This window comes from Microcella alkaliphila, from assembly GCF_004216855.1.
Taxonomy (GTDB): Bacteria; Actinomycetota; Actinomycetes; order Actinomycetales; family Microbacteriaceae; genus Microcella; species Microcella alkaliphila.
In genome coordinates this window covers 124,648-148,063 of sequence record NZ_SGXT01000018.1, presented here as the reverse complement: position 1 = coordinate 148,063, position 23,416 = coordinate 124,648, and the positions used below count along the sequence as shown (strand labels likewise).

The following is a 23,416-nucleotide window of genomic DNA, read 5'->3' as shown; positions in this document are numbered from 1 at the left end:
CGCGAGCAATAATGCGCGTTCCAGTGAGGCGAGTGGTGACCTGTCCACAGGCGTCAGAAGCCGAACTGCAGGACGAGCAAACCCGGGTACACCGCGAACAGCACGGTCACCGGCAAGATGAGGAACACCAGCGGGATGAGCATCGCGACCTCGCGGGTGCCCGCCGCCTCGAGCAGCGAACGCTTGGCGTCGTCGCGGGCGTCGGCCGCCTGGGCTCTTAGCACCTCGGTCAAGGGCGTACCCCGTTCGATTGCCGCCAACACCTGATCGACCAGGCGCGACACCGGCGGGATCGCCAACTCGTCGCGCAGTTCGGCGAGGCCCTCCGCTATCGGCTGGCCAGCCGCCTGCCGAGACACCACGCGGTCGAGTTCGCCAGCAAACTCTCCACTGCCCGTGCGGGCAACCCGACGCAGCGCCTCCACGATGGACTCCCCCGCCGCCACGCTCAAGGCGAGGAACTCCACGACGGTGGGGAATTCCTGGGCGATGCGCTGGGAGCGGCGCTTCGCCGCCCGCGCGAGAAGAGCATCCACGAGGGCGATGCCGGCGATCGCGCCGGCGCCAATCCCGACAATGGCGACCGGGATGACGGCCAGCGACTCGCGGCCGGCGACGACTCCGAGCGCGGCACCGGCTGCGGCGCCAATCACGGCCCCGGAGAGTTGACGGGTGCGGTGGCCGCCCACCGTCGCGGAGGAGCCGGACTGCCGAAGTCGCGTGCGAATGGTCGTCTCGCCCCCGAGGACGGACTCGAGGAGCCGAGTGCCACGCTCGGCAAGCGGGGCGAGCAACGCGCCGAGCACGGGCAATGGGTCGGACCGTCGCGGGGCGACAAGCTGGGCGGCGACCGGGCTGACATCGACGAGGTAGGGCGCGAGGCGCTGGTCGAGCCGAGGGCGGCCGATGCGTGGCACGGTGCTCGCGAGCAACCACAGCCCGAGGCCTAGGGTGCCGCCGGCGACGAGGGCGGCCGCGAGGGCGGGATTCACCGGAACCACCGTCCTTCTTCGGGCAGGCGGCCGATCGCGACCATCAGTCGGTACGCCACGAGGGTTGCCGCGAGGCCCGCGGCGACGAGCGCAACGCCACCCGGAGTGTTGTAGGCGGCCTGAGCCTCAGGGCGCGAGCCGAGCATGAGCAGCACCACCCAGGGCGCTGCGACGCCGAGCCGCGCGGCCGTGCGCACCCACGACTGGCGCGCCTCAACCTCGCCGCGCACCGCCACCTCGGCACGCAGGTAGTGCGACAGCGACCGCAGCACCGCGGGCAGCTCGGTGCCGCCCACCTCCCGCGCCATGCGGAGCGTCTCGACGATGCGGTCGGCGACCGGGTCGGCGAGGCTTCGCTTCAGGGTGTCGAGGCTCTCATCGAAACGGGCGGTGCGCATCCAGTCGCGGCGAAACGCGACGAATGCCGGGCGGACCGCGTCGGGCGCGCTGTCGCCCAGCGCGCTGATCGCGTCGGGAAGCCCACGCCCCGCACGGATGCTCGACAACAGCAGGTCAACGACGTCAGGCCAGAGGGCGCGCAGCGCGCGGCGCCGGGCGGCGGCGCGAGCGCGCAGGAGCAGGATCGGAGCCACCGCGCATACGGCCGCCGCCGCCGGAGCGAGGGCGAGAACAGGGACCAGCAGGAGGACGAGGCCCGCGCCGATTACCGCCAAGACCACCATCACGGCGACGAGCACGGCGGGCGACACCGCGGCGAGGCCCGCGCGGGCGAGCAGGTCGGCGAGGCGTCCGGGGGAGCCGGGGCGAGCATCCGCCGGTTTCGGGGTTCGAGGCCAGAGCCAGGGCGAGGCGACCAGCAGTACTCCCGCGGAGAGGAGCAGGGCGACGACGACGGTCATGCGGCGTGGCCGATCACGGGGCGCGGGTCGAGCCCCGCGTCGGCGAACTTCTGCGGGCGGGGCGGAAGCGAGCCGGTGGCGACCAGATTGCCGAGAGCGTCGCGGACGAAGAGGGGCGCATCCGTGATTCCGTCGGCGGCGACCGCGCCGGTCGGGGCAACGATCTCGCGCACGCGACGGCCCCTGTCCGGAGCGAGTTCGAGGTGCACGACGATGTCGATCGCGCTCGCGACCGTCGGCACGACGAACGACGAGTCGATATTGCGGCCGGCCAAGAGGGGCAGCGTCGAGAGCTTGATGAGGGCATCCCGTGCGCTGTTGGCGTGCAGCGAGCACATGCCCGGCATTCCGCTATTCAGGGCGATGAGGAGGTCGAGCGACTCGGCCTCGCGTACCTCGCCGACGACGAGGCGGTCGGGGCGCATGCGCAGCGCCTCCTTGATGAGGCGGCGCAGCGTGATCTCGCCCGTGCCCTCGAGGTTTGCGCTGCGGCACTGCATCGCGACGACGTCAGGGGCGTCGAGGTCAAGCTCGAACGTCTCTTCCACCGTGATGATGCGCTCGCTCGGGCGGGCGCTCGCCAACAGCGCACCGAGCATCGTCGTCTTGCCGGTGTGCGTCGCGCCGCTGACGAGGATGTTGCAACCCGCCAGCACGCTCAAGCGCAGAAACTCGGCCGCCTGGGGAGTAAGCGAGCCGAGTTCGACGAGGCGCGTCAGCGAGCGGATGCGCTGCGAGAACTTGCGCACGTTCACCGCCCAGTGGCGTCGCGTGACATCGGGAATCGCGACGTGCAGGCGGGAGCCGTCTGGCAGGCTCGCATCGACGAAGGGGGAGCTCAAGTCGACCCGGCGACCGGTGGCCTGCAGCATCCGCTCGACGATGACGCGCACCTGATCGTCGGTGAGCGTGAGCGGCACGCGCTCGGTCACACCCGAGCGGGCGACGAAGATCGCGTCGGGCGCGTTCAGCCAAATCTCTTCGACCTCGGCGTCGTCGAAGTAGGGCTGGAGGGCGCCATACCCGGTGAGGCCGGCGAGCACCTCGCCGTGCGTGCGCACCTCATCGTGGATGCGCGGCAGCGCCCCCGACAGCGACCGCTCGGCGTAGACGCGCAGCTCTTCGCGCACGAGACGCTCGGCCGCGTCGGGATCGCGGTGCAGGTCGACGCGCTCGCTGCGCACGCGGGCCCGCACCCGGTCGGTGATGGTGGCGACGGGGGTGGACATGCGCGACATTGTGCGCGGGGGTGGGGCGGGCATCCGAGTTTCTGTCCACAAGCGGGCGCAGCTCGGGATGCACGCCATCCGAAAATGCCTATCGTTTGTTTCCGAATGAATCGCTAGGCTGGGGCAATGGCTGACCTCACCGGCTTCATGGCCCCGCAAACCCCCACCGGCAAGAGCGCGATCATTCCCGACATGCCGTGGTACTACTCCGGAACGCTACTCACCGCCGAGTACCGCACCGACCCCGCGAACGTCGCCGCACTCCTTCCCGAGGGCCTCGAGCTTGCCGACGACGACCCCGGTGCCGTGGCTCTCATCTGGGCCGACTGGCAGTCGTGCTCGGCGTCGGGCGCGGAACTGCTCGACCCACAGCGCTCGCAGTACCTCGAAACCTTCGCCGTCGTGCGCGTGAAGCACGACGGCCAGACCTACACCCGCTGCGTCGCCATCTGGGTGACAAGAGACTTCGCGATCGCCCGCGGCTGGTTCCAGGGCTACCCGAAGAAGCTGGGGAGCATGGCCGTCACGCGCGTCATGAACGTCGGGCGCGCCGCGCCGCGCCTCGCCCCGGGCGCGAAAATCGGCGCCTCGCTCGCCGCCTACGACCACCGACTGGCCTCGCTGGTCGTCACCCTCGAAGCCGAGAGCGACAGCAACGGCTTCGTCAACGGGCACCCCATGCTCCACTCGCGCTGGATGCCCTCAATCACACCCGGAGCCGGCAACTCACTCGACCAGCTCATCACCATGGGTGGAGTCGACGCCGAGGTCGGTGCCACCTGGCGCGGCGACTTCGAGCTCGAACTGCACGACTCCCCCTGGGACGAGCTCGCGTCGATCCTGCCCATCCACGAGAAAATCGGTGCCTACTACCGCGAAATCGGCGTGACCTTCAACGGCGGCACGCTCGTCGCCGACCGGTCGAACCCGAGCATCTAGCGTGTGCGCGGCAGGATGCCCTGCCGCCACGAACACCCGAGTGGTACCGTATGTGGTACGACTCGGGAGGCCGTCATGACCGCGATCAGTGCATCCGAAGCGCGAAAGACGCTCTTCGGGATCATCCAGCAGGTGAACGACGACCATGCGCCCGTTGAAGTGGTGTCGAAGCACGGCAACGCCGTCATTCTGTCGAAGGCCGACTATGACGCGATGGCCGAGACCGCCCACCTACTGCGGAACCCTGCCAACGCCGAGCGGCTGCTCGCGTCGATCGAGCGCGCCCGGCGCGGAGAGTTCGAGCAGCACGACCTCGTCGACCCGTGACTCGCGCCCTGGCGTTCGACGCCCACGGCTGGGAAGACTACGGCTTCTGGCAGAGCCAAGATCGTAAGACGCTAAAGCGCATCAACACCCTCATCGCCGACGCACTGCGTGATCCCTTCGCAGGGATCGGCAAGCCCGAGCCACTCAAGCACGTGCTGTCGGGCGCCTGGTCTCGCCGCATCGACGACACCAACCGGCTCGTGTACTACGTCACCGACGAGCACATCGTGATTCTGCAGGCGCGGGCGCACTACTAGAGGTCGAGACGGCACCCACGCTTCCTCGACTAGAGATCGAGACAGCACCCACGCTTCCTCGACTAGAGGTCGAGGAAGTACTCCTTGACCTCCCACTCGGTGACCTCGTCGGGCATCTCGGGGCCGACCGCCTCGGTGAAGCGCTCGATCTCGTCGCGCTTCATCACCTCGAAGACGTCGACCAGCGGGCCGCCCATCAGCTCGATGAGGCGCTCGTCGGCGCGCAGGGCATCGGCGGCATCCCCCAGGAACTTCGCGAGCACAGGGAAGAACTCGTCTTGGCGGGCGCAGGCAACGGCGTGGAAGACGCGGTGGACAGCCTAAGCTCACGACTGATTTCACCAACGGCCGTCGCAAATGTCGTCAGGTGTTTAACTGAGAATTATCCGACTGTATCGTGGCTGGTCGATGCGTCGCGTCTGGCGTGAGTGCGAACAAGAAACACCTGAGTCATGAGCCATCCTGCTGTGATTGCGAAGCCATGCCAGACCGGCTGGATCGTCCCAGCGAGTGCGGATAAGGCGACTCCCGTCGCGAGCGCAAGGCCGCTTCCGGCAAGCAGCGCCCACCCCGTATTGAACTTGCCTAACAAGAACGGCAGCGAGGCCGCAATACCCGCTAATGCTCCTACGCACACCCCTAGCAGCAAGTAAGAGACAGCGAGAGGGACCCACCCGCCGAGAACAGATACAGCGGTCGCTAGATAGAGCAAACTAGCGAGGCTACAACTAACGAGACCCGCGAGTAACCGACGTGTTCTCACGAAGCGTTCCTCAGATTGTTTGCGAAGACAGCCCAGTTTGCCGCGGCCGCCGCGCGGTACACCGCGTTATTGATCCATCCGTTGTTGATCCGAGCGTTCACATAGAAGGGCACCTAGCTTCACCGTGTCTCCGATCGTAGGTGATTCGGACAGTAACACACTCAAGCTAAATTGACCACTACTTGCTTACGCGGCCGCCCAGTGGGAGTCAACCGGCGACGATTTCGGCGGAACGTTTTCGAAAGAAGAGACGAGCGTGGAGCGCAGGAGTTGGCCCTCGCAACCTCGGCCTGTACGCGGCATTACGGTCGATCACATCGTCACATCGTCGTTCGTCGGGTTCACACCCACTACGTGTGTCGGCTTGGCGCTCCTCGACTAGAGGTCGAGGAAGTACTCCTTGACCTCCCACTCGGTGACCTCGTCGGGCATGTCGGGGCCGACCGCCTCGGTGAAGCGATCGATCTCGTCGCGCTTCATCACCTCGAAGACGTCGACCAGCGGGCCGCCCATCAGCTCGCGGAGGCGTTCGTCGGCGCGCAGGGCGTCGAGGGCGTCGCCGAGGGACATCGGCAGCACCGGGAACGACTCGTCCTCGTAGGCGTATCCGACGGCGACGGGCGGCGGCTCCAACTCGCGGCGGATGCCGTCGAGACCCGCGGCGAGCAGCGCCGCCGTCATCAGGTAGGCGTTCGCGGCACCGTCGCCGAGGCGAATCTCGAGTCGCGTGCCGCCGCCGCGCTCCGGCGGGATGCGCACCATCGCGCTGCGGTTGTCGAAGCCCCAGTTGGCGCGGTATGGCGCGAGCGTGTCGGGCCCGAGGCGGCGGAACGAGTTGATCGTCGGGTTGCAGATCGCGACCAGGGCGGGCGCGTGCTCCATGATGCCCGCGATCATGTGGCGGGCCGTCGTGCTCAGCCCGTCGGACGCCGACGCGTCGTGCATGAGGTTCTCGCCCGTCGGGCTCTCAAGCGATAGGTGCAGGTGGAACCCGCTGCCCCCTTCGTCGCTCCACGGCTTTCCTGAGAACGTGGCGGCCTGGCCGAGGCGGGCGATGACGTCCTTGACGCCGGCCTTGAGCATCCAGATGCGGTCGCACGCGTCGAGCGCCTCACCGTGCCAGATGTTGATCTCGTACTGGCTGGGGCTGAACTCGTGGTTGCCGGCGAACACGCCGATGCGCAGGCGGTCGAGCATGCGCAGCAGGTGCAGGAATGTTCCCTTGGGGTCGACCGTCGCGCCAGACGTGTAGACGCGGCCCGACGGGTTGATCGCGCGGCGGTAGGTGCCGTCGTCGTTGACGTCGGCGATGTAGAACTCGAGCTCGGGCCCGGCGACCGGCACGAGGCCGAGCTCTTCGTACTCGTTCACCATGCGCTCGAGCAGCGTGCGCGGGGCGAGCTCGTTCGGGGTCATGTCGGGGTTGTTCGCGCCTGCGACCACGTAGGCGACGCCCGGCTCCCACGGCAGCGCCCGCCACGAGTCGGGAACGATCTGCGTGACGAAGTCCTCCAGCCCGTTCGAGAGCACGTCGGCGCCGTCGAGCACGCCACCCTGCGTCGTCGTGACCCACACGCCCTGGCAGAAGGTCGGCCCACCGTGGTGGATCTTGTCGAGCTCGCTCACGAGCAGATCCTTCGAGCGGATCGTGCCGATAATGTCGGCGTAAATCACGCGGAGCACGTCGATCTCGGCGGCGATGAGCTCGCTCTGCAGGTTGGCGAGGCTGTGCGTCATGGTGCGACTCCCTTGTGGCACTCGTGGCGTATCTGGGCGACGCTACCGCTCGATTCGGGTGGTCGGTCGGGGCGCGCCCTGGCGAATCGTCACTGATTCGTTCGTAAACAAACGATACTGTAGTTGCGGCGGCGCGTCGATGGGCCGCCACGCCGATCCGAGCATCCCCCGCTCGCGTGAGGCGACCGCGATCTCAACGAGGAGTTCCCGCGATGCGTGCCCTGTTCATCCAGCACGACCACGTCTCACCGCTCGGCCCGGTCGGCGACCGCTTCGCCGATCACGGCTACGACATCGACACGGTGCTCGTCGTACCCGAAGAGCAGTTCGGCTCGCCCAATCTTGCGTTCGAGTTTCCCGACGCGGGCGCCTACGACGTCATCGTGCCGCTCGGCTCGCCGTGGGGCGCCTGGGACGACGCCTGCATCGGCAACTGGCTGCTGCCCGAAATCGAGTGGATGCGCGAGGTCGTCACCGACGACATCCCCGTTCTCGGCATCTGCTTCGGCGGGCAGCTGATTGCCCGCGCGATGGGCGGCTCGGTGGCGCCCGCCCCCAAGGGCGAGATCGGCTGGACCGCCATCTGGAGCGACCGCCCCGCGCTCGTGGGGCCGGGGCCGTGGTTCCAGTTCCACTACGACCGGTGGGAGGTGCCGCCCGGCGCCGTCGAGATCGCGCGTAACCCGGTCGCCTCGCAAGCGTTCACTATCCGGCGCTCGCTCGCCGTGCAGTTCCACCCCGAGCTCGACGCGGCCGGGCTGAAGGGCTGGCTCGACTGGGGAGGCGACGCGAAGGTGGCCGCCGACGGGCAAGACCCGGCCGTGATGCTCGCGCAGACGGTGGCCGAGCAGGGCGCCGCACGCCAACGCACGAACGCGCTCGTCGACGCGTTCCTCAGCGAGGTGGCCGGGCTGCCGACGCGGGCATAGCTCGGCTTCGCCCACCACCCAATCGACGACACGAATGAAGGGGGCCGGCCGCGCAGCGTGGGCGTGTCGCACCCAACACGCCACGTGAGGCGCCGCGGGGTCCTTCACTCGTGCGGACGCTAGCGCGCGATGCGCACGATGAGCTTGCCCCGCACGTGGCCGCTCTCGCTGTGCCGCACGGCGTCGGCGATGCGCTCGAGCGGGTAGACCTCGCCCACGACGACGCGGATCGCGCCCTCGCCGACCAGCGTCGCGAGCGTCGCCAGGTCGTCTGCGTCGCGGCGGGCCAGGATGCTCGCCAGCGTCTTCCTCGTGAACCGGTTCGCGACGGCCCGCCCCACAACGCTCGCGACCGGCGCGATCCAGTCGCCGCGGGGCGCCCCGACGACGGCGAGCACGCCGTGAGGGGTGAGCAGCCGGGCCAGTTCGCGGGTGGGACGGGAGCCTCCCGTCTCGACGATGAGGTCGTACCGCGCGAGCCCGTCATCGAGCGGGTCGGCGGCATAGTCGAGCGCCTCTTCGGCGCCGAGGCGCAGGGCGAGTTCGCGGTTGCCGGCGCTCGTGACGGCGGTGACGTGGGCGCCGAAGTGGGTGGCGAGCTGCGTGGCGATGCTGCCGACCCCGCCGGTGGCTCCGATGATCATGACGCGCGGCGGCATCGGTTCGACGCCGGCTCCGTCCCAGGTGCGCGGGGCGTCGAGCCCGCCGCGGCGGATGGCCTGGAGGGCGGTGACGGCGGCGATGCCGAGGCCGGCGGCCTCCTCGACGCTGACGCTGTCTGGTCGGTGAGCGAGCCCCTTCTCGGCGACGACCGCGTGTTCGGCCCAGGCTCCTGTGCCGTAGCCGAAGACCTCGTCGCCGACCGCGAAGCGGGTCACTCCGGGGCCGACCGCCTCGACCGTGCCCGCGAGATCGCTGCCGAGTGACGGGTCTTTCGGTTGCGGCATGCCGCGCGCGAGCCGAACCAGATGCGGCGTGCCGCGCAGCTCGTGCCAGTCGAGCGGGTTCACCGAGCTCGCGGCGATCCGCACGCGCACCTGACCTTCCCCGGGCTCCGGGAGGGACACATCCACGATCTGCAAGGTTTCGGGACCGCCGTAGCGGCGCGCAACGACAGCCTTCATGCCCCCAGCATGGCGGGTTGTGGGGACGAGCGTGACGTTTCTCAGGAGTAGAGACGCGCCGACGCCGAAACAGCGCGCGTTTTCGGGGCGAGCGGCGCTCTACTCCTGAGAAACGTCACGCAGCACAGCGGTACAGAGCGGCCAGCGCACCGGAGCCTCACCACGGTGGCGGCCAGCGCACCGGAGCCTCACCACGGTGGCGGCCAGCGCACCGGAGCCTCACCACGGTGGCGGCCAGCGCACCGGAGCCTCATCACGGTGGCGCGGCAGCGCACCGCGGTCGCACTACGCCTGCACGCACGAGCAACCAGCGTCGGGCGCCCCCGACGGCGGGCCGCGCCCGGTCGACTAGACCACCCGCACCGGCATGCGCTTGATGCCGTGCACGAAGTTCGAGCGCAGGTAGTCGACGGTGCCGGTGCGCTCGAATGTCACGTCGCGGGTGAGCAGGTCTTCGAACATGATGCGCAGTTCGATGCGGGCGAGTGCGTTACCGAGGCACATGTGCGGGCCGCCGCGTCCGAACGACATGTGCTCGTTCGGCGAGCGCCGCACGTCGAAGCGGTACGGCTCGTCGAAGACGGCGTCGTCGCGGTTGCCGGAGGCGAACCACACGACGACCTTGTCCCCCTCGGCGATGTCCGTGCCGGCGAACTCGGTGTCGGTCGTCGCCGTGCGACGGAAGTGGTACACGGGCGAGGCGAAGCGTAGGAACTCCTCGACGGCCCACGGGATGAGCGAGGGGTCATCGCGGAGGATGTCCATCTGCTCGGGGTTCGCGAGCAGATTGTTCATCGTGTGGGTGATGGTGTGGCGCGTGGTCTCGTTGCCGGCGACGACGAGCAACAGGAAGTTCGTGTTGAACTCGTCTTCCGTGAGCGGCTGACCGTCGGACGGCACGCCGTCGGCGAGCAGGGTGACCAGATCGGTGCCACCCTTACCTCGCCGCTCTGCCGCCATGTGCCGCCCGTACTCGTACACCTCGATCGCGGCTGGCGAGCGGAACGGCACGTGCTTGTACTTGTCGCTGTCGGCCGAGCTGATGAGCAGATCGGCGTGTTCGGGGTCGGTGTTGCCGATCATGCGGTTACCCCACTCGATGAGCTGCCCCGTGTCGCTGTCTGGCACGTCGAGCAAGCGCGCGAGCACCCGGATGGGGAAGTCGGCACTGACCTCGTCGACGAAGTCGAATGAGCCCTTCGCGATGGCCGCGTCGAGCGTCTTCGCGGTGATGCCGCGCAGGAACGTTTCGTACTTGGCGACCGCCTGCGGGGTGAACTGCCCCTGCAGCATGCGCCGCAGCGCCCGGTGCCGCAGTCCGTCGGTTTCGAGCAGCGACCGCCGCTTGTCTTGCAGCTCGGGGTCGACCTCTTCAAGGTTCGTGAACTTCGTCGACGTGAAGGTTTCGGTGTCTCGTAGCACGCGCACGATGTCGTGGTACCGGGTCACCGACCAGAAGCCGTGGTTGGGTGCGTCCTCGTCTGACCAGTGCAGTCCGGGGCTCGCGCGCAGTTCGTCGAAAGTCGACCAGGGGGCGCCGTTCGCGAACAGGTCGAGGTCGGCGAGGTTCGGCTGGGTGAGGGTGTGCGTCATTGCAGCGCCTTTACTCTGGGAACGATTGTTTGGATGCTAACGAATCCGCGCGCATCCGTCGAGTCCGCCGCGCGACGGACCCTCGGATCGGAGGCCTCACGGACGGCGCCGACGCAGCGAAACGCACGCGGTGGCGGGCCGCGCCGACGCGGCGCGAGAGCCGGAATCTCGGCCATTCGCCCCCGAATGGCGTTGAATGGTGCCTGACCAAACGGAAGGGTCAGCATGCCCAGTGCGCACACGCTCGTCGAAACCGAGCAGCAGGTCGCCGAGCGACTCGGCGGCCTGCCGATCGACTTTGAGGCGATGGCGGTGATCTCGAACCTGTTCCGCGCGGCGAACGCGACACGCAACTACTTCGAGCGCACCGTGCTCGCCCCCACCGACCTCAGCTGGACCGCCTTCGTCGTGCTCTGGGTCACCTGGATCTGGGAGCCCATCGAAACCCGCCAGATCGCGGAGGAGGGCGGCTTTTCGAAGGCGACCCTCACCGGCGTGCTCGGCACCCTCGAGGCGAAGGGCTACGTCACGCGGGCGCGCAGCGCCAGTGACGGCCGGCTCGTTATCGTGTCGATGACCGATGCGGGGCGCGAGCTCATGCTGACCCTCTTCCCAACCTTCAACGCCCACGAGCAGCAGGCCACCTCGACGCTCGACCCCGAGCGCCGACGCGAACTGGCCGAGATGCTGCGGCAGATCACGCGGCTTACCGAGCGCTGACCGCGCGAGTGGCCGCGGGATGCCCGATTCGCGGCACCGCGCACCGGACGACCGTGGGATGCTCGGCGCACTTTTCGTGCCCCGATCGCCGCCGCGCCCTACCGCTGCCCCGACCCCGTGGTCTACTATCGAAGGAATCGTTCGTACACGAATGACATACCACTGCAAGGGAGCAGCCACGTGCACCAGGTGACACTCGCCGGCCTCACCGTCGACACCCGCCACTACATCGGCGGGCAGCGTGTCGCAAGCGACGACACCTTCGAGTCGGTCTCGCCGATCGACGGCCAGGTGCTCGCGCACGTGGCGCGCGGCGGGTCCGCGGAGGTCGACCAGGCCGTCGCCGCCGCCCGTGCCGCGTTCCCCGGCTGGCGCGACCTCGGGGCCGAAGGCCGCCGCGAAATCCTTCACCGGCTCGCCGACCTCGTCGAGCGTGACCTCGAGGGCCTCGCGAACCTCGAGACCCTCGACAACGGCTCGCTCCTACGCAGTCACCGCCGCGGCGTCATGCCGCGCGTGGCCATGAACATTCGCTTCTTCGCCGACTGGGCGATGAACAAGCTCGATCACCCGGTGTGGCAGACCCGCGGCCACGACAACGTCGTCACGTGGGATCCGTCGGGCGTCGCCGTGATCATCACGCCCTGGAACGCTCCGCTGATGCTCGCCACCTGGCGCATCGGCCCGGCCCTCGCGGCCGGTGACACCGTGGTGCTGAAGCCTGCCGAGTGGACCCCGCTTACCGCGAGCGTCTTCGCCGATCTCTGCGAGCGGGCGGGCATGCCCGCGGGCGTCTTCAACGTCGTTCAGGGCTACGGCACCGAGGCGGGGGCCGCGCTCGTCGCCCACCCTGGCGTCGCCCGCATCGCCTTCACTGGCTCGGTGCCAACGGCGAAGGCGATCATGCGCTCGGCGGCCGACAACCTGACGCCCGTGAGCTTTGAGCTCGGCGGAAAGAGCCCGTTCATCGTCACCGACGACGCCGATCTCGACCTCGCCGTCGACATCGCCATCGAGCAGTACGACAACGCCGGGCAGGTGTGTCTCTCAGGCACGCGCCTGCTCGTGCACGAGAACATCGCCGACGCCTTTGCCAAACGCTTCGCTGAACGCGCGGCCCAGATCGTGCAGGGCGACCCGCGCGACGAGGCGACGCAGATCGGCCCGCAGATTCACCGCGTGCACCTCGACCGCGTCACCGGCTTCGTCGAGCGCGCCCGCGCAGAGGGCGCCCAGGTTGCGTTCGGAGGCGGCCCGAACGACGAGCTCGGTGGCCTGTACTTCCGGCCGACCCTGATCGCCGACGCCAAGCCCGGCAGTGAGATTCTCACCGCCGAGGTGTTCGGCCCGGTGCTCGCGATGCAGACGTTCGCAAGCGACGACGACGCCGTCGAGCTTGCCAACAACACCGAGTTCGGGCTCGCCGCCGTCGTCGTCTGCGGCGACCGTGAGCGTGCCGAACGCCTCACGAAGAACCTCGTTGCTGGCACGATCTGGGTCAACTGCTTCTTCGTGCGCGACCTCGCCGCCCCCTTCGGCGGCTCGAAGAAGTCGGGCATCGGCCGCGAGGGCGGCACCTGGTCGTTCGACTTCTACGCCGACGTCAAGAACACCGTCTACGCACCGACCGGATGGAAGGACTAATCATGGGAAAAGTCGTTGGAGCAGCGCTGCTCGCGCACGTGCCCACAATCATGCTGCCGCAGGACGTGCGCTACGACCTCAATGACGGCAAAGAGATCAGCCTCGTACCGGGGCTGAAGCGACTGCGCGAGGAGGTCTGCGAGACCCTCGACTATGACACCGTCGTCGTGCTCGACTCGCACTGGGCGACCACTGTCGAGTTCGTCATCACCTCGCACGCCGAACGCTCCGGCCTCTTCACGAGCGAAGAGCTGCCGCGCGGCATGTCGCAGATCCCCTACGCCTTCAAGGGCGACCCCGAGCTCGCGAACGCCGTGGCGAACTACGACGAGAAGAACGGCACCTGGGTCACCCCGATCTCCGACCCGCACCTGCCGATTTTCTACGCGACCGTGAACCTCTGGCACTACCTCGGCCGCGGCCTCGACAAGCGCTGGGTGAGCCTGTCGGTCTGCCAGACGGCGACGACGGAGGACTTCCTGCGCGCCGGCCGTGCACTCGGCGAGGCGATCCGTGACAGCGACCGCAAGGTGCTGCTGCTCGCCTCCGGCGCCCTGTCGCACACGTTCTACAAGCTGCGGGACCTCCGCCGCCACGAGTCGAGCGACCCGAGCCACATCTTCAGCGCCGAGGCGCGCGAGGCCGACCTCGAGCGCATCGAGTGGATGAGGCGCGGAAACCATAAGCGCATCCTCGAGACCATGCCCGAGTTCAAGAAGTACAAGCCCGAGGCGAACTTCAGCCACTGGCTGCAGATGGCGGGTGCCACGGGCGAGGAGGCGAACACCGCGAAGGGTGTCATGTACTCCGAGTACGAAAACTCGATCGGCACAGGCCAGGTGCACGTGTACTTCCCCGAGCCAGAGGGCGGCTTCCCGCTACCGAAGGACGTCACGCTCTCGCGCGACGACTCGGTCGAGGCGGGCGCCGCGTGACCGAGTATCGCCGCATCCTGCTGGGCGGCGCGCCCGTTCAGGTGACGCGCGACGGCGACGTGCTGCGCGCATCCGATGGTCGCGAAATTGCGATCGAGGATGCCGTTCACCTGCCCCCGACGGAGCCCCAGAAGATCATCGCCGTGCACCTGAACTACCAGAGCCGCACCGACGAGTTCATGACGAAGCTGCCGGCGGCGCCCACGTACTTCCACAAGCCCGTGACGGCGCTCAACAGCCACGGGGGCGACATCGTGCGCCCCGTCGGCTGCCAGTGGCTCAACTACGAGGGCGAGATTGTCATCGTGATCGGCAAGACCTGCCGCAACGTGAGCCCTGCGGAGGCAGGCGACTACATCGCCGGGTACACGGTCGGCAACGACTACGGGCTACACGACTTCCGCGACACCGACGCCGGCTCGATGCTGCGGGTGAAGGGCAGCGATACGCTCGCCCCCGTCGGGCCTGGCCTCGTCACCGACTGGGATTTCCGAGGCAAGACGATCCGCACGATCGTCAACGGTGAGGTCAAGCAGGAGGACTCGACGGCCAACATGGAGTGGGACATGCACTACCTGGTCGCCGACCTCGCCCGCACGATCACGCTCGTGCCCGGCGACATGATCTTCTCGGGCACACCCGCGAACTCGCGGCCCGTGGTTCCCGGCGACGTCGTCGAGGTCGAGGTCGAGGGCCTCGGCCGCCTGAGCAACACGATCGTCGAGGGCCCGACACCCATCCGCACCGACGTGGGCGCCCAGCCGACCTCGAGCGAGGAGGTCGTCTCGACCGCGCTCGGCGGCGACTGGGAGTTCCGCGGCAAGCGCACCCCGTCGAAAGACCTGTACCCGTCCCGCATCGAGGAATCGACCCCCGAGGAGAAGAACTGATGATCACAATCGACGTCGACATGAACAAGTGCCAGCACTACGGGCAGTGCGTCTTCGAGGCGCCCGAGGTGTTTCAGCTGAACGCCGACGACAAGCTCGAGTACCAGGCCGAGGCGCCCGACGAGATGCTCGGCGACCTCGAGGCCGCGGCCGACGTCTGCCCCATGCAGGCGATCACGCTCACGCGCGAATAAGGCCCCTTCATGGATGCTGACGCGCGCCTCGTACTGATCGTCGGCGCGTCGATGGCCGGCTTGCGCACGGCCGAGAACCTGCGCCGTGCCGGCTACGCCGGCCCGATCACGTTTCTCGGCGCCGAACCGCACGCGCCCTATAACCGGCCGCCGCTGTCGAAAGAACTGCTGCAGACCGAGGGGCAGGGTCACGACGACGTGGCCTTCCCGATCCGCTCGGCACTGGAAGAGAACGTCGAGTGGGTGCTGGGGCGCGCGGCCCAGTCACTCGATGTCGAGCGGCAGGTGGTGGTCGATGAGACCGGGGCCGAGCATCCGTATCGCGCGCTCGTGATCGCGACCGGGCTGCGACCGAAGCCGCTGCCGATCGACGACCACGGGCTCGCGGGTATCCACGTGCTGCGCACGCTCGACGACGCGGTGGCGCTGCGCGAGGCCCTGCGGCCGGGCGCGAATGTCGTGATTCTCGGCTCGGGCTTCATCGGCTGCGAGATCGCGGCAACGGCGGCGAAGGCGGGTGCCGCGAGCGTGTCGGTCGTCTCGCAGTCGCGCATCCCGCTCGAGCGGGCGCTCGGGCCGCTGCTCGGCGCTGAGGTGCGTCGGCGACACGAGGCCCAGGGCGTGCGCTTCTTCTGCGAGAACGGGCTGTTCGGCCTCGTCGGCGACCCGGGCGTCGAGCGCGTGATCCTGACGAGCGGCGTCATGCTCGAGTGCGACGTGCTCGTTGTGGCCATCGGGTCGGACGCGAACACCGAGTGGCTCGAGGGCTCCGGGCTCGACGCGAGCGACGGCGTGCTCGTCAACGGCGGCATGCAGGCGGTGCGCGCCGACGGCCAGGTGCTCGAGAACGTGTACGCGGTGGGTGACGTGGCCCGCTACCCGAACCCGCTGTTCGACGAGGTGGCGCGCCGGGTCGAGCACTGGAACCTCCCGACCGAGACCGGCAAGCGGGCCGGCCAGGTGCTCGCGGCGCACATCCGCGGCGACGACTGCGCGACGATTGTGGCGGCACCCTTCGCCCCCCTGCCGTCGTTCTGGTCCGACCAGTACGACATGCACCTGCTCGCCTTCGGCCTGACCTACCTTGCCGACCGCAGCGAGGTCGTCGCCGGGGATCTCACCGACGAGTGCGTGGTCGAGTACTTCCGTGGTGACGAGCTTGTCGGTGTCTGCGGCATCGGGATGCGCGGGGCGGTTCAGAGCTACCGCTCGCGGTTCGCGGCGCCGGTCGCCGCCCACTGAGCGCGAGCGGGCCCGACCGACTCGCTCGTCTTAGCTGCGGTAAACCTCGCGGCGGTGCCCGAGCGCAACAATGACCACAACGAGGACCCCATCGTCAACGGTGTACAGAATGCGGTAGTTGCCGACGCGCACTCGGTACCCAGCCCTGCCGCGCAGGGCAATCGCGCCGGGCGGTCGCGGGTCTTCGCCCAACAACGCGATCGCTCCGCGAATGCGGTCGGCGTCGCGCTTGTCGATCCGCTTTAGCGCTCGTAGGGCCGCGGGCGTGACCTCGATGCGATAGCTCACACCCACCCCAGGTCAGCCTTGACCTGATCCCACGGAATGTTGTCGCCCTCTTCCGCAATCGCCGCATCAAAGGCCGCAAGGTCTTCGGCGTCTTCGAGCGCCGTCATCATGCGGTCGTACTGCTCGGGGCTGATCACGACCGCCGCGGGTTCTCCCCGGCGGTCGATAAAAACGGCCTCCTCTTGCGCGCGCGCAACGACTTCGGCAAAGTTCTTGCGCGCGTCTGCCGCGCTCACTGTGGTCATGGTCAAATTGTACATTTAGGCTTTCTCTTTGTACATCAGAGCGTCACGCCAGAGGCGCGCCAGCTCGGTTCCGTCGGGCAAACGCTCGGGCCGTAGCACGAGGTCGTCGGCGACGAAGTACAGCGCAACGCTGATCTCGTCGAGGGGGCGACCCGTGCGGCGGGCGTAGGCGAGGCGGTACAGGGCGAGTTGCAGTTCTTTCTGCGCGCGATCGTCGACTGTGGTCGGGGCGCGCCCGGTCTTCCAGTCGACGATCTCGACCCCGTCGACGAATCGGCCATCGGGTCGGCGCAGCTGGGCCGGGTAGACGGCGTCGAGCTTGCAGACGAACAGGTGGCCGGCGAGCGGAAGGTGGATCTCGCACTCGACCTCGAGCGGCTCGCGGTCGCCCCACTCGGAGGCCGCGAAGCGCTGCTGCAGCTCGGCGAGCGCCTCCGGGTCGAAGCCGTCGCCGTCGACGTCGCGGTCGTCGAGACCGGCGTCGACGCGGTCGACGATCGCGCCGAGCCCAAAGCGTTCTTCGACCCAGCGGTGGAACACCGTGCCGAGTCGCGTCTGCCGGTAGGGGCGTTGCGGCATGGGCCGGCGCAGCCGCTCGGCCACGCCCTCGGGCTCGTTCACGTACTGCCGGAATGCCGAGGCGGGCACCCGATACGGCACCGCCACCTCGCCGGCGCGCCGTTCGCGCTCGGTGCGCTCCGCCAGCAGCAGGTCGATGTCGCGTTGCCAGCCGAGAGCATCCCGTTCGCCGCTCGCTTCGTCACCGCTCTGACGGATGCGCGCGGCCGCATTCTCGAGCGCCTCGCGCCGGCCGCTGAGCGGGTCGGCCGGCCACCACGGTTCATCGCTGTCGTCGACGGCGCGGGGGTTCTCGTCGTGTGCGGGGTCGGTCGGAACCGCGGGGAGGAGGCCCCGCTGGACGAGCGGGGCGAGGAAGGGACTGAGCGCGCGCGGCTTCGTCTGACCGGCCCAGAACGACGCGGTGAGCAGCAGGCGGTGCCGGGCTCGCGTGACGGCGACGTAGGCGAGGCGGCGTTCCTCGCGCTCAAGGTGCTCGCCGACCTCCTGCTGGAACACCTTCTGTCGGTCGAGCAGATCTTTGCGGCTCTCGGCGCCGCGCCAGCCGAACACGGGAAGCTCGGCGGCGTCGCCCCGCAGCTCGAACGGCAACACGCCGAGGGAGAGCCAGCCGCGGGTCGACCGGGGCTTCGACGGCAGCTCGTCGGCGACGAAGCGCGGCACGGCGACGTTGTCCCACTCGAGCCCCTTTGACCCGTGAATGGTCAGCACCTGCACGGTGCCGGGCTCGGCATCCTCGGTACGGGGTGACAGGTTGTCGCGCCATTCGGCTTCGCGCAGCCAGCGCAGGAAACCGCCGAGGCTCGCGTCGTCGGCGAGCCCGAGGTAGTCGTCGAGGGCGTCGAGGAACGCGTCGCGGGGCGACTCGCCGAGTACGCGGTAGGGGTTCGCGGTGACCTCGATGTCGAGCATCAGTTCGTGCTCGACGACGCCCACGAGGTCGGGGAGGTCGAGGGAGGTGCGCCGCCGCAGTGCGGCGAAAAGCCGGCCGGCTTCGCGCAGGCGCACACGGCCGAGCTCACTGAACGCCTCCAGCTGCCCGTGGCCGTCGGGTGCGTGGGCGACGAAGTCGAGCGCGTCGACGATCGACGCCGACTCCGAGCCGGCGACGCTCGCCCGTAGCGCCTCCCGCACCTCATCGCTGAAGCGCTGCTGCGCGAGGTCGCGCTCGCGCAGCCAACTCGCGACGCCGCGCAGGGCGTCGAGGTCGGCGAGGCCGATTGACCAGCGAGGCCCGGCGAGCAGGCGCACGAGCTCGGTGCCAGCGCTTGGGTCGTCGATGACGTGTAGCGCGGCGACGAGGTCGGCGATCTCGGGCTGGGTGAGGAGCCCGCCGATGCCGAGGACGTGGAAGGGCACTCCGCGTCGCCGGAGGGCGTCGAGGAAGATGGGCTGCGTCGACCGGCTGCGCATCAGCAGCGCGGCGGTCGGTGGCCGGGTTTCCGCGGTGTCGCCCGTCGCTTCCGCGCGCGCCGCCGCGTCTCGCCCCGATGGGTCGCGCGCCGCCGCCCCGCCCGCGGGGGTGCCGAGCCGCTCGGCGAACCACGCGGCGACGTGTTCCGCCTCGGCCTCGACCGTTTCGAGTTGCGCGAGTTCGACGTCGTGGTCGCTGGCGAAGGGTGCGGGCTCGAGCGTGCTGACGGCGACGCCCCCTCGCGCGGTGAGCGGCTCGACGAGCGCGTTGGCGACGTCGAGGATGCGCCGACCGTTGCGCCACGACGTGCTCAGCGAGTATCGGTCGACGCGGTCGCTTCCCGACTCGACGAAGCGGGTGGCGAAGTCGTCGAGATTGGTGGCGCTCGCGCCACGCCAGCCGTAGATCGACTGGTGCGGGTCGCCCACCGCCATGACGGGGGTGCCGGCAAACAAGCCGGAGAGGAGCCGCGTCTGGGCGACATTCGTGTCTTGGTACTCGTCGAGCAATACGACCCGGAATCGCTGCCGCAACGCCTCCCCGACTTCGGGGTTCCGGTCGAGCAGGTCGAGTGCGAGCGCGACCTGGTCGGAGAACTCGATGAGCCCGTCGCGGCGCTTGCGTTCGGCGTACTGCTCGGCGAGGTCGAGCAGCGGCAGCGTGGGGGCGAGGGTGGCGACGAGCGCGTCGACGTCGGCGTATGCCCCGCGCCCGCCCGGCGGCAGGTCGGCCACCGACGAGAACTCGCCGAGGGCCGCCCGCACGGCGTCGGGCTCGACGAGGTGCTCGGTGAGCGCGTGGGCGAGGTCGAGTACGGCGGTGGTGACCCGGTCGACGGTGAGGTCGTGGTCGGCGAGCCGCTCGTCAGTGGCGCGAGAAACGAGCCCCCGCGCGAGCTGCCACGCGGCGGCCGCGCCGAGCACGACCCCGTCGGGATCGCGGCCAATCAGCACGGCATTGTCGCGGTAGAGGCTCGAGGCGAACGCGTTATAGGTGGCGACGGTCGGCTGCGTGAACGCATCGACCACGGGCGGTGCGTCGCGGCCGTCAAACAGTGAACTCGAGCCGAGGGCGACGAGGCGCTCGCGGATGCGGTGAGCCAATTCCGACGCCGCCTTGCGCGTGAACGTGAGACCGAGCACCTGCTCGGGCGCGACGAGCCCGTTGGCGACAAGCCACAGCACGCGTGCGGCCATCGTCTCGGTCTTGCCCGAGCCGGCACCGGCGACGACGAGCGCGGGGCCGAGCGGCGCCTCGATGACGGACCGCTGCTCGCCGGTGGGCGACGGCTGCCCGAGCACCTCGGCGATCTGCAGGGCCGTGTAGCGCGGCGCGCTCATCGGTCGCCCGTCACGGGAGGAACCCGGTGGATGCTGTGCCGCCGCTGACCCGGCGGACCGAACGGATCGATGACCCGAGCCCCGGTGAGCTGCGCGACCGCGACGGCCGCGACCGCCTGGCGCAGCCGCTCGCGGAACGCGTCGAGCGCATCAGCGTCCAGAACAGGCTGCGTGGCCTCGCGGTACGACTCCCCCGCGCGTCCCTCCCGTACGAACAGCAAGCGTGCGCCGTCGGCGGTGTGCTCGCCGAGGGCGTCGAGCACCTCGTCGAAAGCGCCCTCGGCATAGGCCAGCTGGTAGGCGCCGAGCTGCGCGTTGTCGCGCGCCGTCGCGTCGGTGACGGGCTTCCCGGTCTTCACGTCAATGATGCGCACCCGGCCCTCGGCGTCACGCTCGATGCGGTCGACGATGCCCGACACAACTGCGCGGCCCTCCTCGACCTCGAAACGCTGCTCGGCGGCAGCGACGACCCGGCCGGCGGCCGCCGCATCGCGCAGGTAGTCGGCGACGCCGCGAGCGTAGCGCCGAGCGAGCCTCTTCTGCTGCGCGGCGAGCCACGGCGCGTCGAACACGAGCTCGCTCCAGCGCGCCTCGATCGCCGCCCACACCTCGTCGACACTGGGGTCGGTGAGCGTCTCGACGGCGGCGTGCACGATCGTGCCAATGCCCATGACGGCGTTGCCCTCCTCGGGGGCGATGCGGTCGAGGAACCAGTCGAGCGGCGACACCTCGATGGCCTCGAACTTCGACGGGGAGAGGCGCACAGGGTCGTCGCCGAAGAGCGGCGCCGTGGTCGACAGCGCTCCGAGCCCCCACCAGTCATCGGGTGAGGCTCCGGGGACGCCCTCTGCCGCGAGGCGCGTGAGGGCCGCGGCGGCCTCCCGCCGCACCGTCTCTCCCGACGTGGGGTCGGTGAGGCGGCGGCGCAGCTCGCCGACGAGCCGACGCAGGGACCGCGCGTGGGGTCGGCGGGGGCGCACCGTCTCGGCGGCCGGACCGGCGCCGGCGAGGTCGGCCAAAGCATCCCACAGGGCGCTCGGGCGGTCGTCGTCGCCCGCGACGGACGTGGCGATCAGCTGTCGACGGGCGCGGGAGGCGGCGAGCGCGGCGAGTCGTAGCTCGTCGTCGAGCACGAGGCGGCGCTCGTCGAGCGTCTCGGTAGCGATGCCGCGGTGCACGCGGCTGATCGTGGGGGCGTGCAACAGCGACCCACGCAGCCGCTGGTTCGGCCACAGCCCATCGGTGAGGCCAGCGATGATCGCGACGTCGACCTCGACGCCGGCGGCCGCCGCGGGGCTTGCCACGAGAACGGCCTCGTCGAGCCGGGTGGGCGCGAGCAGGTCGTCGGCGACGTCACTGTCGAGCATGCGGGTGAGGAACGTGTCGACAGTCGCGTCGGGCACCGTGTCGACGATGGTCGTGGCGGCGGCGAACACGGCGGTGACGGCGTCGAGGGCGCGGTCGGCTTCGGCCGCGGTCGTGCCGCTGCCGCGGGCTTCCGCATTCCACGCGTCGGCGACGCGGGCGTCGCTCCATGCCGTCCAGAGCAGCTCGTCCACGGTGGCGCCGGCGTCATGCTGCTCGCGCAGCGTCGCGAGGGTGCGCGCGACGCGGGCGGCCTGGCGGGCGGTGCGGTGGTCGATCGTGACGAGCCGGTCGGGGGCGGCGAGCGCCTCCACGAGCAGCTCATCGGCCGGCCGCACACCGTCTCCGGCAACCTCTTCGGCACGTAGGGCCCGGCGCAGCCGGCGCAGGGCGATGCGATCCAGCCCCCCGAGCGGCCCGAGTAGCAGTTCGGTGGCGGCGTCGGCGGCGAGCGGCGAGCGCCCCACCCCCACGTCAACGAACCGCACCAGGGCGCGCGCTGCGGGATGCTCGCGCAAAGGCCGCCCGGCGGTCGTCGACCGCACGGGAATCTCGGCGGCCGCGAGCGCCCGCACGATGGGAGGCACCAGCGCGCCGCTGCGCACGAGCACCGCCATGCGCGACCACGGCACCCCGTCGATCAGGTGTCGCTCGCGCAGCAGGTCGGCGATGAGTGCCCGCTCGCGCGCGGGGCTCGACGCGGTCAGCGCGATGAGCGCCCCGCCGAGCGGGGCCGCATCGTCGTCGTGGCCGGCCGCGGCGCGACGCTGTCGGCCCGCACCGGCGGTGCCGACGCGCTGCGTGTAGAGCGCGGTGAGCGCCCGCAATGGCGCCGACTGCCGGTGGGCAGTGTCGAGAACATAGGGATGCGCGTCCCCACCTCCGAGGGCGCTCGCGAGCCGTCCGAGCGCTTCGGGCTCCGCCCCGCGAAACCCGGTGGTGGCGACATCGGGGTCTCCCACGACCAGCACCCGGGAGCCTGCAGCGGCGAGGGCCAGCACGAGGTCGATGCCGGCCGGGGTGAGGTCGTGCGCGTCATCGACCAGCACGAGCTGCGGCAGCACGACGCCGGGCACATCGCGCAGACGAGGCACGGCATCCGCCGCCGCCCGCACGAGCTCGGCCGGGTCGAGTTGACCGGCGCGGGCGCCCCCGAGCACGAGCCGGTACTCGTCGACGAAGTCGGCGATCGCAGGCCACTCGGGCCGCCCGTGTGTGGCTGCCCCGGCGCGCAGCCGCTCGGTCGTCCAGTCGTGTTCCGACAGCCGCGCGATGGCGTCGCGCAGCTCGGTGCGGAACGCCTCGAGCCGTCGCACGTCGGCCCCGAGGTGCTCGGGCCACGCGGGCCCCGTGCCGTCTTCCTCGTGGCCGGCGAGCAGCTCGGCAATGTCGGCGTCCTGATCGGAGCCGCTCAGCAACCGGGGCTCCTCCTCGCCTCGGGCGCGGGCCTCGGCCGACAGCAGGGCGTGCGCGAACGCCGCGACGCTGCGCGCGAGCGGCCCCGGCAAGGCGATGTCGGGCTGCGCGGCGGCGAGGTGCTCGGCGAGAACGTCGCGCAGCGCGGTGGCCGACCGACGCGAGGGCGTGAGCACCATGACCCGGTCGACCGCGACTCCCCGCGCGGTGACCGCCTCGACGACGGCGGCAACGATCAGTGCGGTCTTTCCCGTGCCGGGCGCACCCAGCACCACCACGCCGGACCCGGCGCCGTCGAACAGCGCGCCAAGTGACGCGCGCTGGGAGGCGTCGAGCGGGACCAACGCGGGGCGAGCATCCGGATCACGGGCGATCAGGCGGGGCATACAGCCAC

At 69.9% G+C, this 23,416-nt stretch carries 21 protein-coding genes; 10 read left to right on the top strand and 11 right to left on the bottom strand.

Annotated features, from left to right (window positions below; all coding sequences use genetic code 11):
- Window positions 1–53: 53 nt before the first annotated feature.
- From EV140_RS11940 to EV140_RS11930, 3 genes are read right to left on the bottom strand one after another with little or no spacing between them, the layout of a single operon-like run.
- Window positions 54–1,001 carry a type II secretion system F family protein gene (locus EV140_RS11940; RefSeq protein WP_241971433.1) on the bottom strand — a complete coding sequence of 316 codons (948 nt, stop codon included), beginning with the start codon at window positions 999–1,001 and terminating at the stop codon, window positions 54–56.
- A complete protein-coding gene (locus EV140_RS11935; protein ID WP_130284215.1) occupies window positions 989–1,852 on the bottom strand; it encodes a type II secretion system F family protein in 864 nt (287 codons plus the stop codon). Before EV140_RS11935 ends, EV140_RS11940 begins: the two co-directional genes overlap by 13 nt.
- Window positions 1,849–3,081 carry a TadA family conjugal transfer-associated ATPase gene (locus tag EV140_RS11930; protein ID WP_419866105.1) on the bottom strand — a complete coding sequence of 411 codons (1,233 nt, stop codon included), beginning with the start codon at window positions 3,079–3,081 and terminating at the stop codon, window positions 1,849–1,851. Before EV140_RS11930 ends, EV140_RS11935 begins: the two co-directional genes overlap by 4 nt.
- 126 nt (window positions 3,082–3,207) lie before the next feature.
- On the opposite strand from EV140_RS11930, the gene EV140_RS11925 reads away from it, so the two are divergent.
- From EV140_RS11925 to EV140_RS11915, 3 genes are all read left to right on the top strand, one after another.
- On the top strand, window positions 3,208–4,020 hold the full coding sequence (locus tag EV140_RS11925; protein WP_130284213.1) for an acetoacetate decarboxylase family protein: 813 nt from the start codon (window positions 3,208–3,210) through the stop codon (window positions 4,018–4,020).
- A 75-nt stretch (window positions 4,021–4,095) separates the two neighbouring features.
- On the top strand, window positions 4,096–4,347 hold the full coding sequence (locus EV140_RS11920) for a type II toxin-antitoxin system Phd/YefM family antitoxin (protein WP_096422528.1): 252 nt from the start codon (window positions 4,096–4,098) through the stop codon (window positions 4,345–4,347).
- Window positions 4,344–4,604, top strand: a complete 261-nt coding sequence (locus EV140_RS11915; protein WP_130284211.1) for a Txe/YoeB family addiction module toxin — start codon at window positions 4,344–4,346, stop codon at window positions 4,602–4,604. The genes EV140_RS11920 and EV140_RS11915 overlap by 4 nt, the downstream gene beginning before the upstream one ends.
- A 62-nt stretch (window positions 4,605–4,666) precedes the next feature.
- On the opposite strand, the gene EV140_RS11910 is transcribed toward EV140_RS11915, so the two are convergent.
- Together EV140_RS11910 and EV140_RS11905 are read right to left on the bottom strand one after the other, a co-directional pair.
- Complete coding sequence (locus EV140_RS11910; protein ID WP_130284209.1) at window positions 4,667–4,867, bottom strand: hypothetical protein; 201 nt, start codon at window positions 4,865–4,867, stop codon at window positions 4,667–4,669.
- Window positions 4,868–5,745: 878 nt separating this feature from the next.
- Complete coding sequence (locus EV140_RS11905) at window positions 5,746–7,104, bottom strand: glutamine synthetase family protein (RefSeq protein WP_130284207.1); 1,359 nt, start codon at window positions 7,102–7,104, stop codon at window positions 5,746–5,748.
- A 212-nt stretch (window positions 7,105–7,316) separates the two neighbouring features.
- Between EV140_RS11905 and EV140_RS11900 the strand changes: the two genes are divergently transcribed.
- Entirely contained in the window at window positions 7,317–8,033 is a 717-nt protein-coding gene (locus EV140_RS11900) for a type 1 glutamine amidotransferase (protein ID WP_130284205.1), read from the top strand.
- A 119-nt stretch (window positions 8,034–8,152) separates the two neighbouring features.
- On the opposite strand, the gene EV140_RS11895 is transcribed toward EV140_RS11900, so the two are convergent.
- Window positions 8,153–9,157 carry an NAD(P)-dependent alcohol dehydrogenase gene (locus tag EV140_RS11895; RefSeq protein WP_130284203.1) on the bottom strand — a complete coding sequence of 335 codons (1,005 nt, stop codon included), beginning with the start codon at window positions 9,155–9,157 and terminating at the stop codon, window positions 8,153–8,155.
- Between the two features lie 348 nt (window positions 9,158–9,505).
- Complete coding sequence (locus tag EV140_RS11890; protein ID WP_130284202.1) at window positions 9,506–10,750, bottom strand: cytochrome P450; 1,245 nt, start codon at window positions 10,748–10,750, stop codon at window positions 9,506–9,508.
- 225 nt (window positions 10,751–10,975) lie between these two features.
- Between EV140_RS11890 and EV140_RS11885 the strand changes: the two genes are divergently transcribed.
- The 6 genes from EV140_RS11885 (at window position 10,976) to EV140_RS11860 (ending at window position 16,375) form a co-directional block, all read left to right on the top strand.
- The gene (locus tag EV140_RS11885) at window positions 10,976–11,470 is read left to right on the top strand and encodes a MarR family winged helix-turn-helix transcriptional regulator (RefSeq protein ID WP_130284200.1); all 495 of its coding nucleotides are present in this window, start codon (window positions 10,976–10,978) and stop codon (window positions 11,468–11,470) included.
- Window positions 11,471–11,650: 180 nt separating this feature from the next.
- Window positions 11,651–13,114: an aldehyde dehydrogenase gene (locus tag EV140_RS11880; RefSeq protein WP_130284198.1), complete on the top strand. Its 1,464-nt coding sequence runs from the start codon at window positions 11,651–11,653 to the stop codon at window positions 13,112–13,114.
- A 2-nt stretch (window positions 13,115–13,116) separates the two neighbouring features.
- The gene (locus EV140_RS11875) at window positions 13,117–14,049 is read left to right on the top strand and encodes a DODA-type extradiol aromatic ring-opening family dioxygenase (RefSeq protein ID WP_130284196.1); all 933 of its coding nucleotides are present in this window, start codon (window positions 13,117–13,119) and stop codon (window positions 14,047–14,049) included.
- Window positions 14,046–14,939, top strand: a complete 894-nt coding sequence (locus EV140_RS11870; RefSeq protein WP_130284194.1) for a fumarylacetoacetate hydrolase family protein — start codon at window positions 14,046–14,048, stop codon at window positions 14,937–14,939. The genes EV140_RS11875 and EV140_RS11870 overlap by 4 nt, the downstream gene beginning before the upstream one ends.
- Window positions 14,939–15,133, top strand: coding sequence for a ferredoxin (locus EV140_RS11865; protein ID WP_130284192.1), 195 nt, complete (start codon window positions 14,939–14,941; stop codon window positions 15,131–15,133). Before EV140_RS11870 ends, EV140_RS11865 begins: the two co-directional genes overlap by 1 nt.
- A 9-nt stretch (window positions 15,134–15,142) precedes the next feature.
- On the top strand, window positions 15,143–16,375 hold the full coding sequence (locus EV140_RS11860; RefSeq protein ID WP_130284190.1) for an NAD(P)/FAD-dependent oxidoreductase: 1,233 nt from the start codon (window positions 15,143–15,145) through the stop codon (window positions 16,373–16,375).
- Window positions 16,376–16,405: 30 nt separating this feature from the next.
- On the opposite strand, the gene EV140_RS11855 is transcribed toward EV140_RS11860, so the two are convergent.
- The 4 genes from EV140_RS11855 to EV140_RS11840 are packed head-to-tail and all read right to left on the bottom strand — an operon-like array spanning window position 16,406 to window position 23,408.
- Window positions 16,406–16,669 carry a type II toxin-antitoxin system RelE family toxin gene (locus EV140_RS11855; RefSeq protein ID WP_338418552.1) on the bottom strand — a complete coding sequence of 88 codons (264 nt, stop codon included), beginning with the start codon at window positions 16,667–16,669 and terminating at the stop codon, window positions 16,406–16,408.
- Window positions 16,660–16,908 carry a type II toxin-antitoxin system Phd/YefM family antitoxin gene (locus EV140_RS11850; protein ID WP_130284188.1) on the bottom strand — a complete coding sequence of 83 codons (249 nt, stop codon included), beginning with the start codon at window positions 16,906–16,908 and terminating at the stop codon, window positions 16,660–16,662. The genes EV140_RS11855 and EV140_RS11850 overlap by 10 nt, the downstream gene beginning before the upstream one ends.
- Window positions 16,909–16,923: 15 nt before the next feature.
- On the bottom strand, window positions 16,924–20,241 hold the full coding sequence (locus EV140_RS11845; RefSeq protein WP_130284186.1) for an ATP-dependent DNA helicase: 3,318 nt from the start codon (window positions 20,239–20,241) through the stop codon (window positions 16,924–16,926).
- Window positions 20,238–23,408, bottom strand: a complete 3,171-nt coding sequence (locus EV140_RS11840; RefSeq protein ID WP_130284184.1) for a UrvD/REP family ATP-dependent DNA helicase — start codon at window positions 23,406–23,408, stop codon at window positions 20,238–20,240. The genes EV140_RS11845 and EV140_RS11840 overlap by 4 nt, the downstream gene beginning before the upstream one ends.
- Between the last annotated feature and the right edge of the window lie 8 nt (window positions 23,409–23,416).

Coding starts and splice junctions, on each gene's coding strand:
- EV140_RS11935 (WP_130284215.1), bottom strand. CDS start 1,852: ATGACCGTCGTCGTCGCCCTGCTCCTCTCCGCGGGAGTACTGCTGGTC.
- EV140_RS11930 (WP_419866105.1), bottom strand. CDS start 3,081: ATGTCCACCCCCGTCGCCACCATCACCGACCGGGTGCGGGCCCGCGTG.
- EV140_RS11925 (WP_130284213.1), top strand. CDS start 3,208: ATGGCTGACCTCACCGGCTTCATGGCCCCGCAAACCCCCACCGGCAAG.
- EV140_RS11920 (WP_096422528.1), top strand. CDS start 4,096: ATGACCGCGATCAGTGCATCCGAAGCGCGAAAGACGCTCTTCGGGATC.
- EV140_RS11905 (WP_130284207.1), bottom strand. CDS start 7,104: ATGACGCACAGCCTCGCCAACCTGCAGAGCGAGCTCATCGCCGCCGAG.
- EV140_RS11900 (WP_130284205.1), top strand. CDS start 7,317: ATGCGTGCCCTGTTCATCCAGCACGACCACGTCTCACCGCTCGGCCCG.
- EV140_RS11895 (WP_130284203.1), bottom strand. CDS start 9,157: ATGAAGGCTGTCGTTGCGCGCCGCTACGGCGGTCCCGAAACCTTGCAG.
- EV140_RS11890 (WP_130284202.1), bottom strand. CDS start 10,750: ATGACGCACACCCTCACCCAGCCGAACCTCGCCGACCTCGACCTGTTC.
- EV140_RS11885 (WP_130284200.1), top strand. CDS start 10,976: ATGCCCAGTGCGCACACGCTCGTCGAAACCGAGCAGCAGGTCGCCGAG.
- EV140_RS11875 (WP_130284196.1), top strand. CDS start 13,117: ATGGGAAAAGTCGTTGGAGCAGCGCTGCTCGCGCACGTGCCCACAATC.
- EV140_RS11865 (WP_130284192.1), top strand. CDS start 14,939: ATGATCACAATCGACGTCGACATGAACAAGTGCCAGCACTACGGGCAG.
- EV140_RS11860 (WP_130284190.1), top strand. CDS start 15,143: ATGGATGCTGACGCGCGCCTCGTACTGATCGTCGGCGCGTCGATGGCC.
- EV140_RS11850 (WP_130284188.1), bottom strand. CDS start 16,908: ATGACCACAGTGAGCGCGGCAGACGCGCGCAAGAACTTTGCCGAAGTC.
- EV140_RS11845 (WP_130284186.1), bottom strand. CDS start 20,241: ATGAGCGCGCCGCGCTACACGGCCCTGCAGATCGCCGAGGTGCTCGGG.
- EV140_RS11840 (WP_130284184.1), bottom strand. CDS start 23,408: ATGCCCCGCCTGATCGCCCGTGATCCGGATGCTCGCCCCGCGTTGGTC.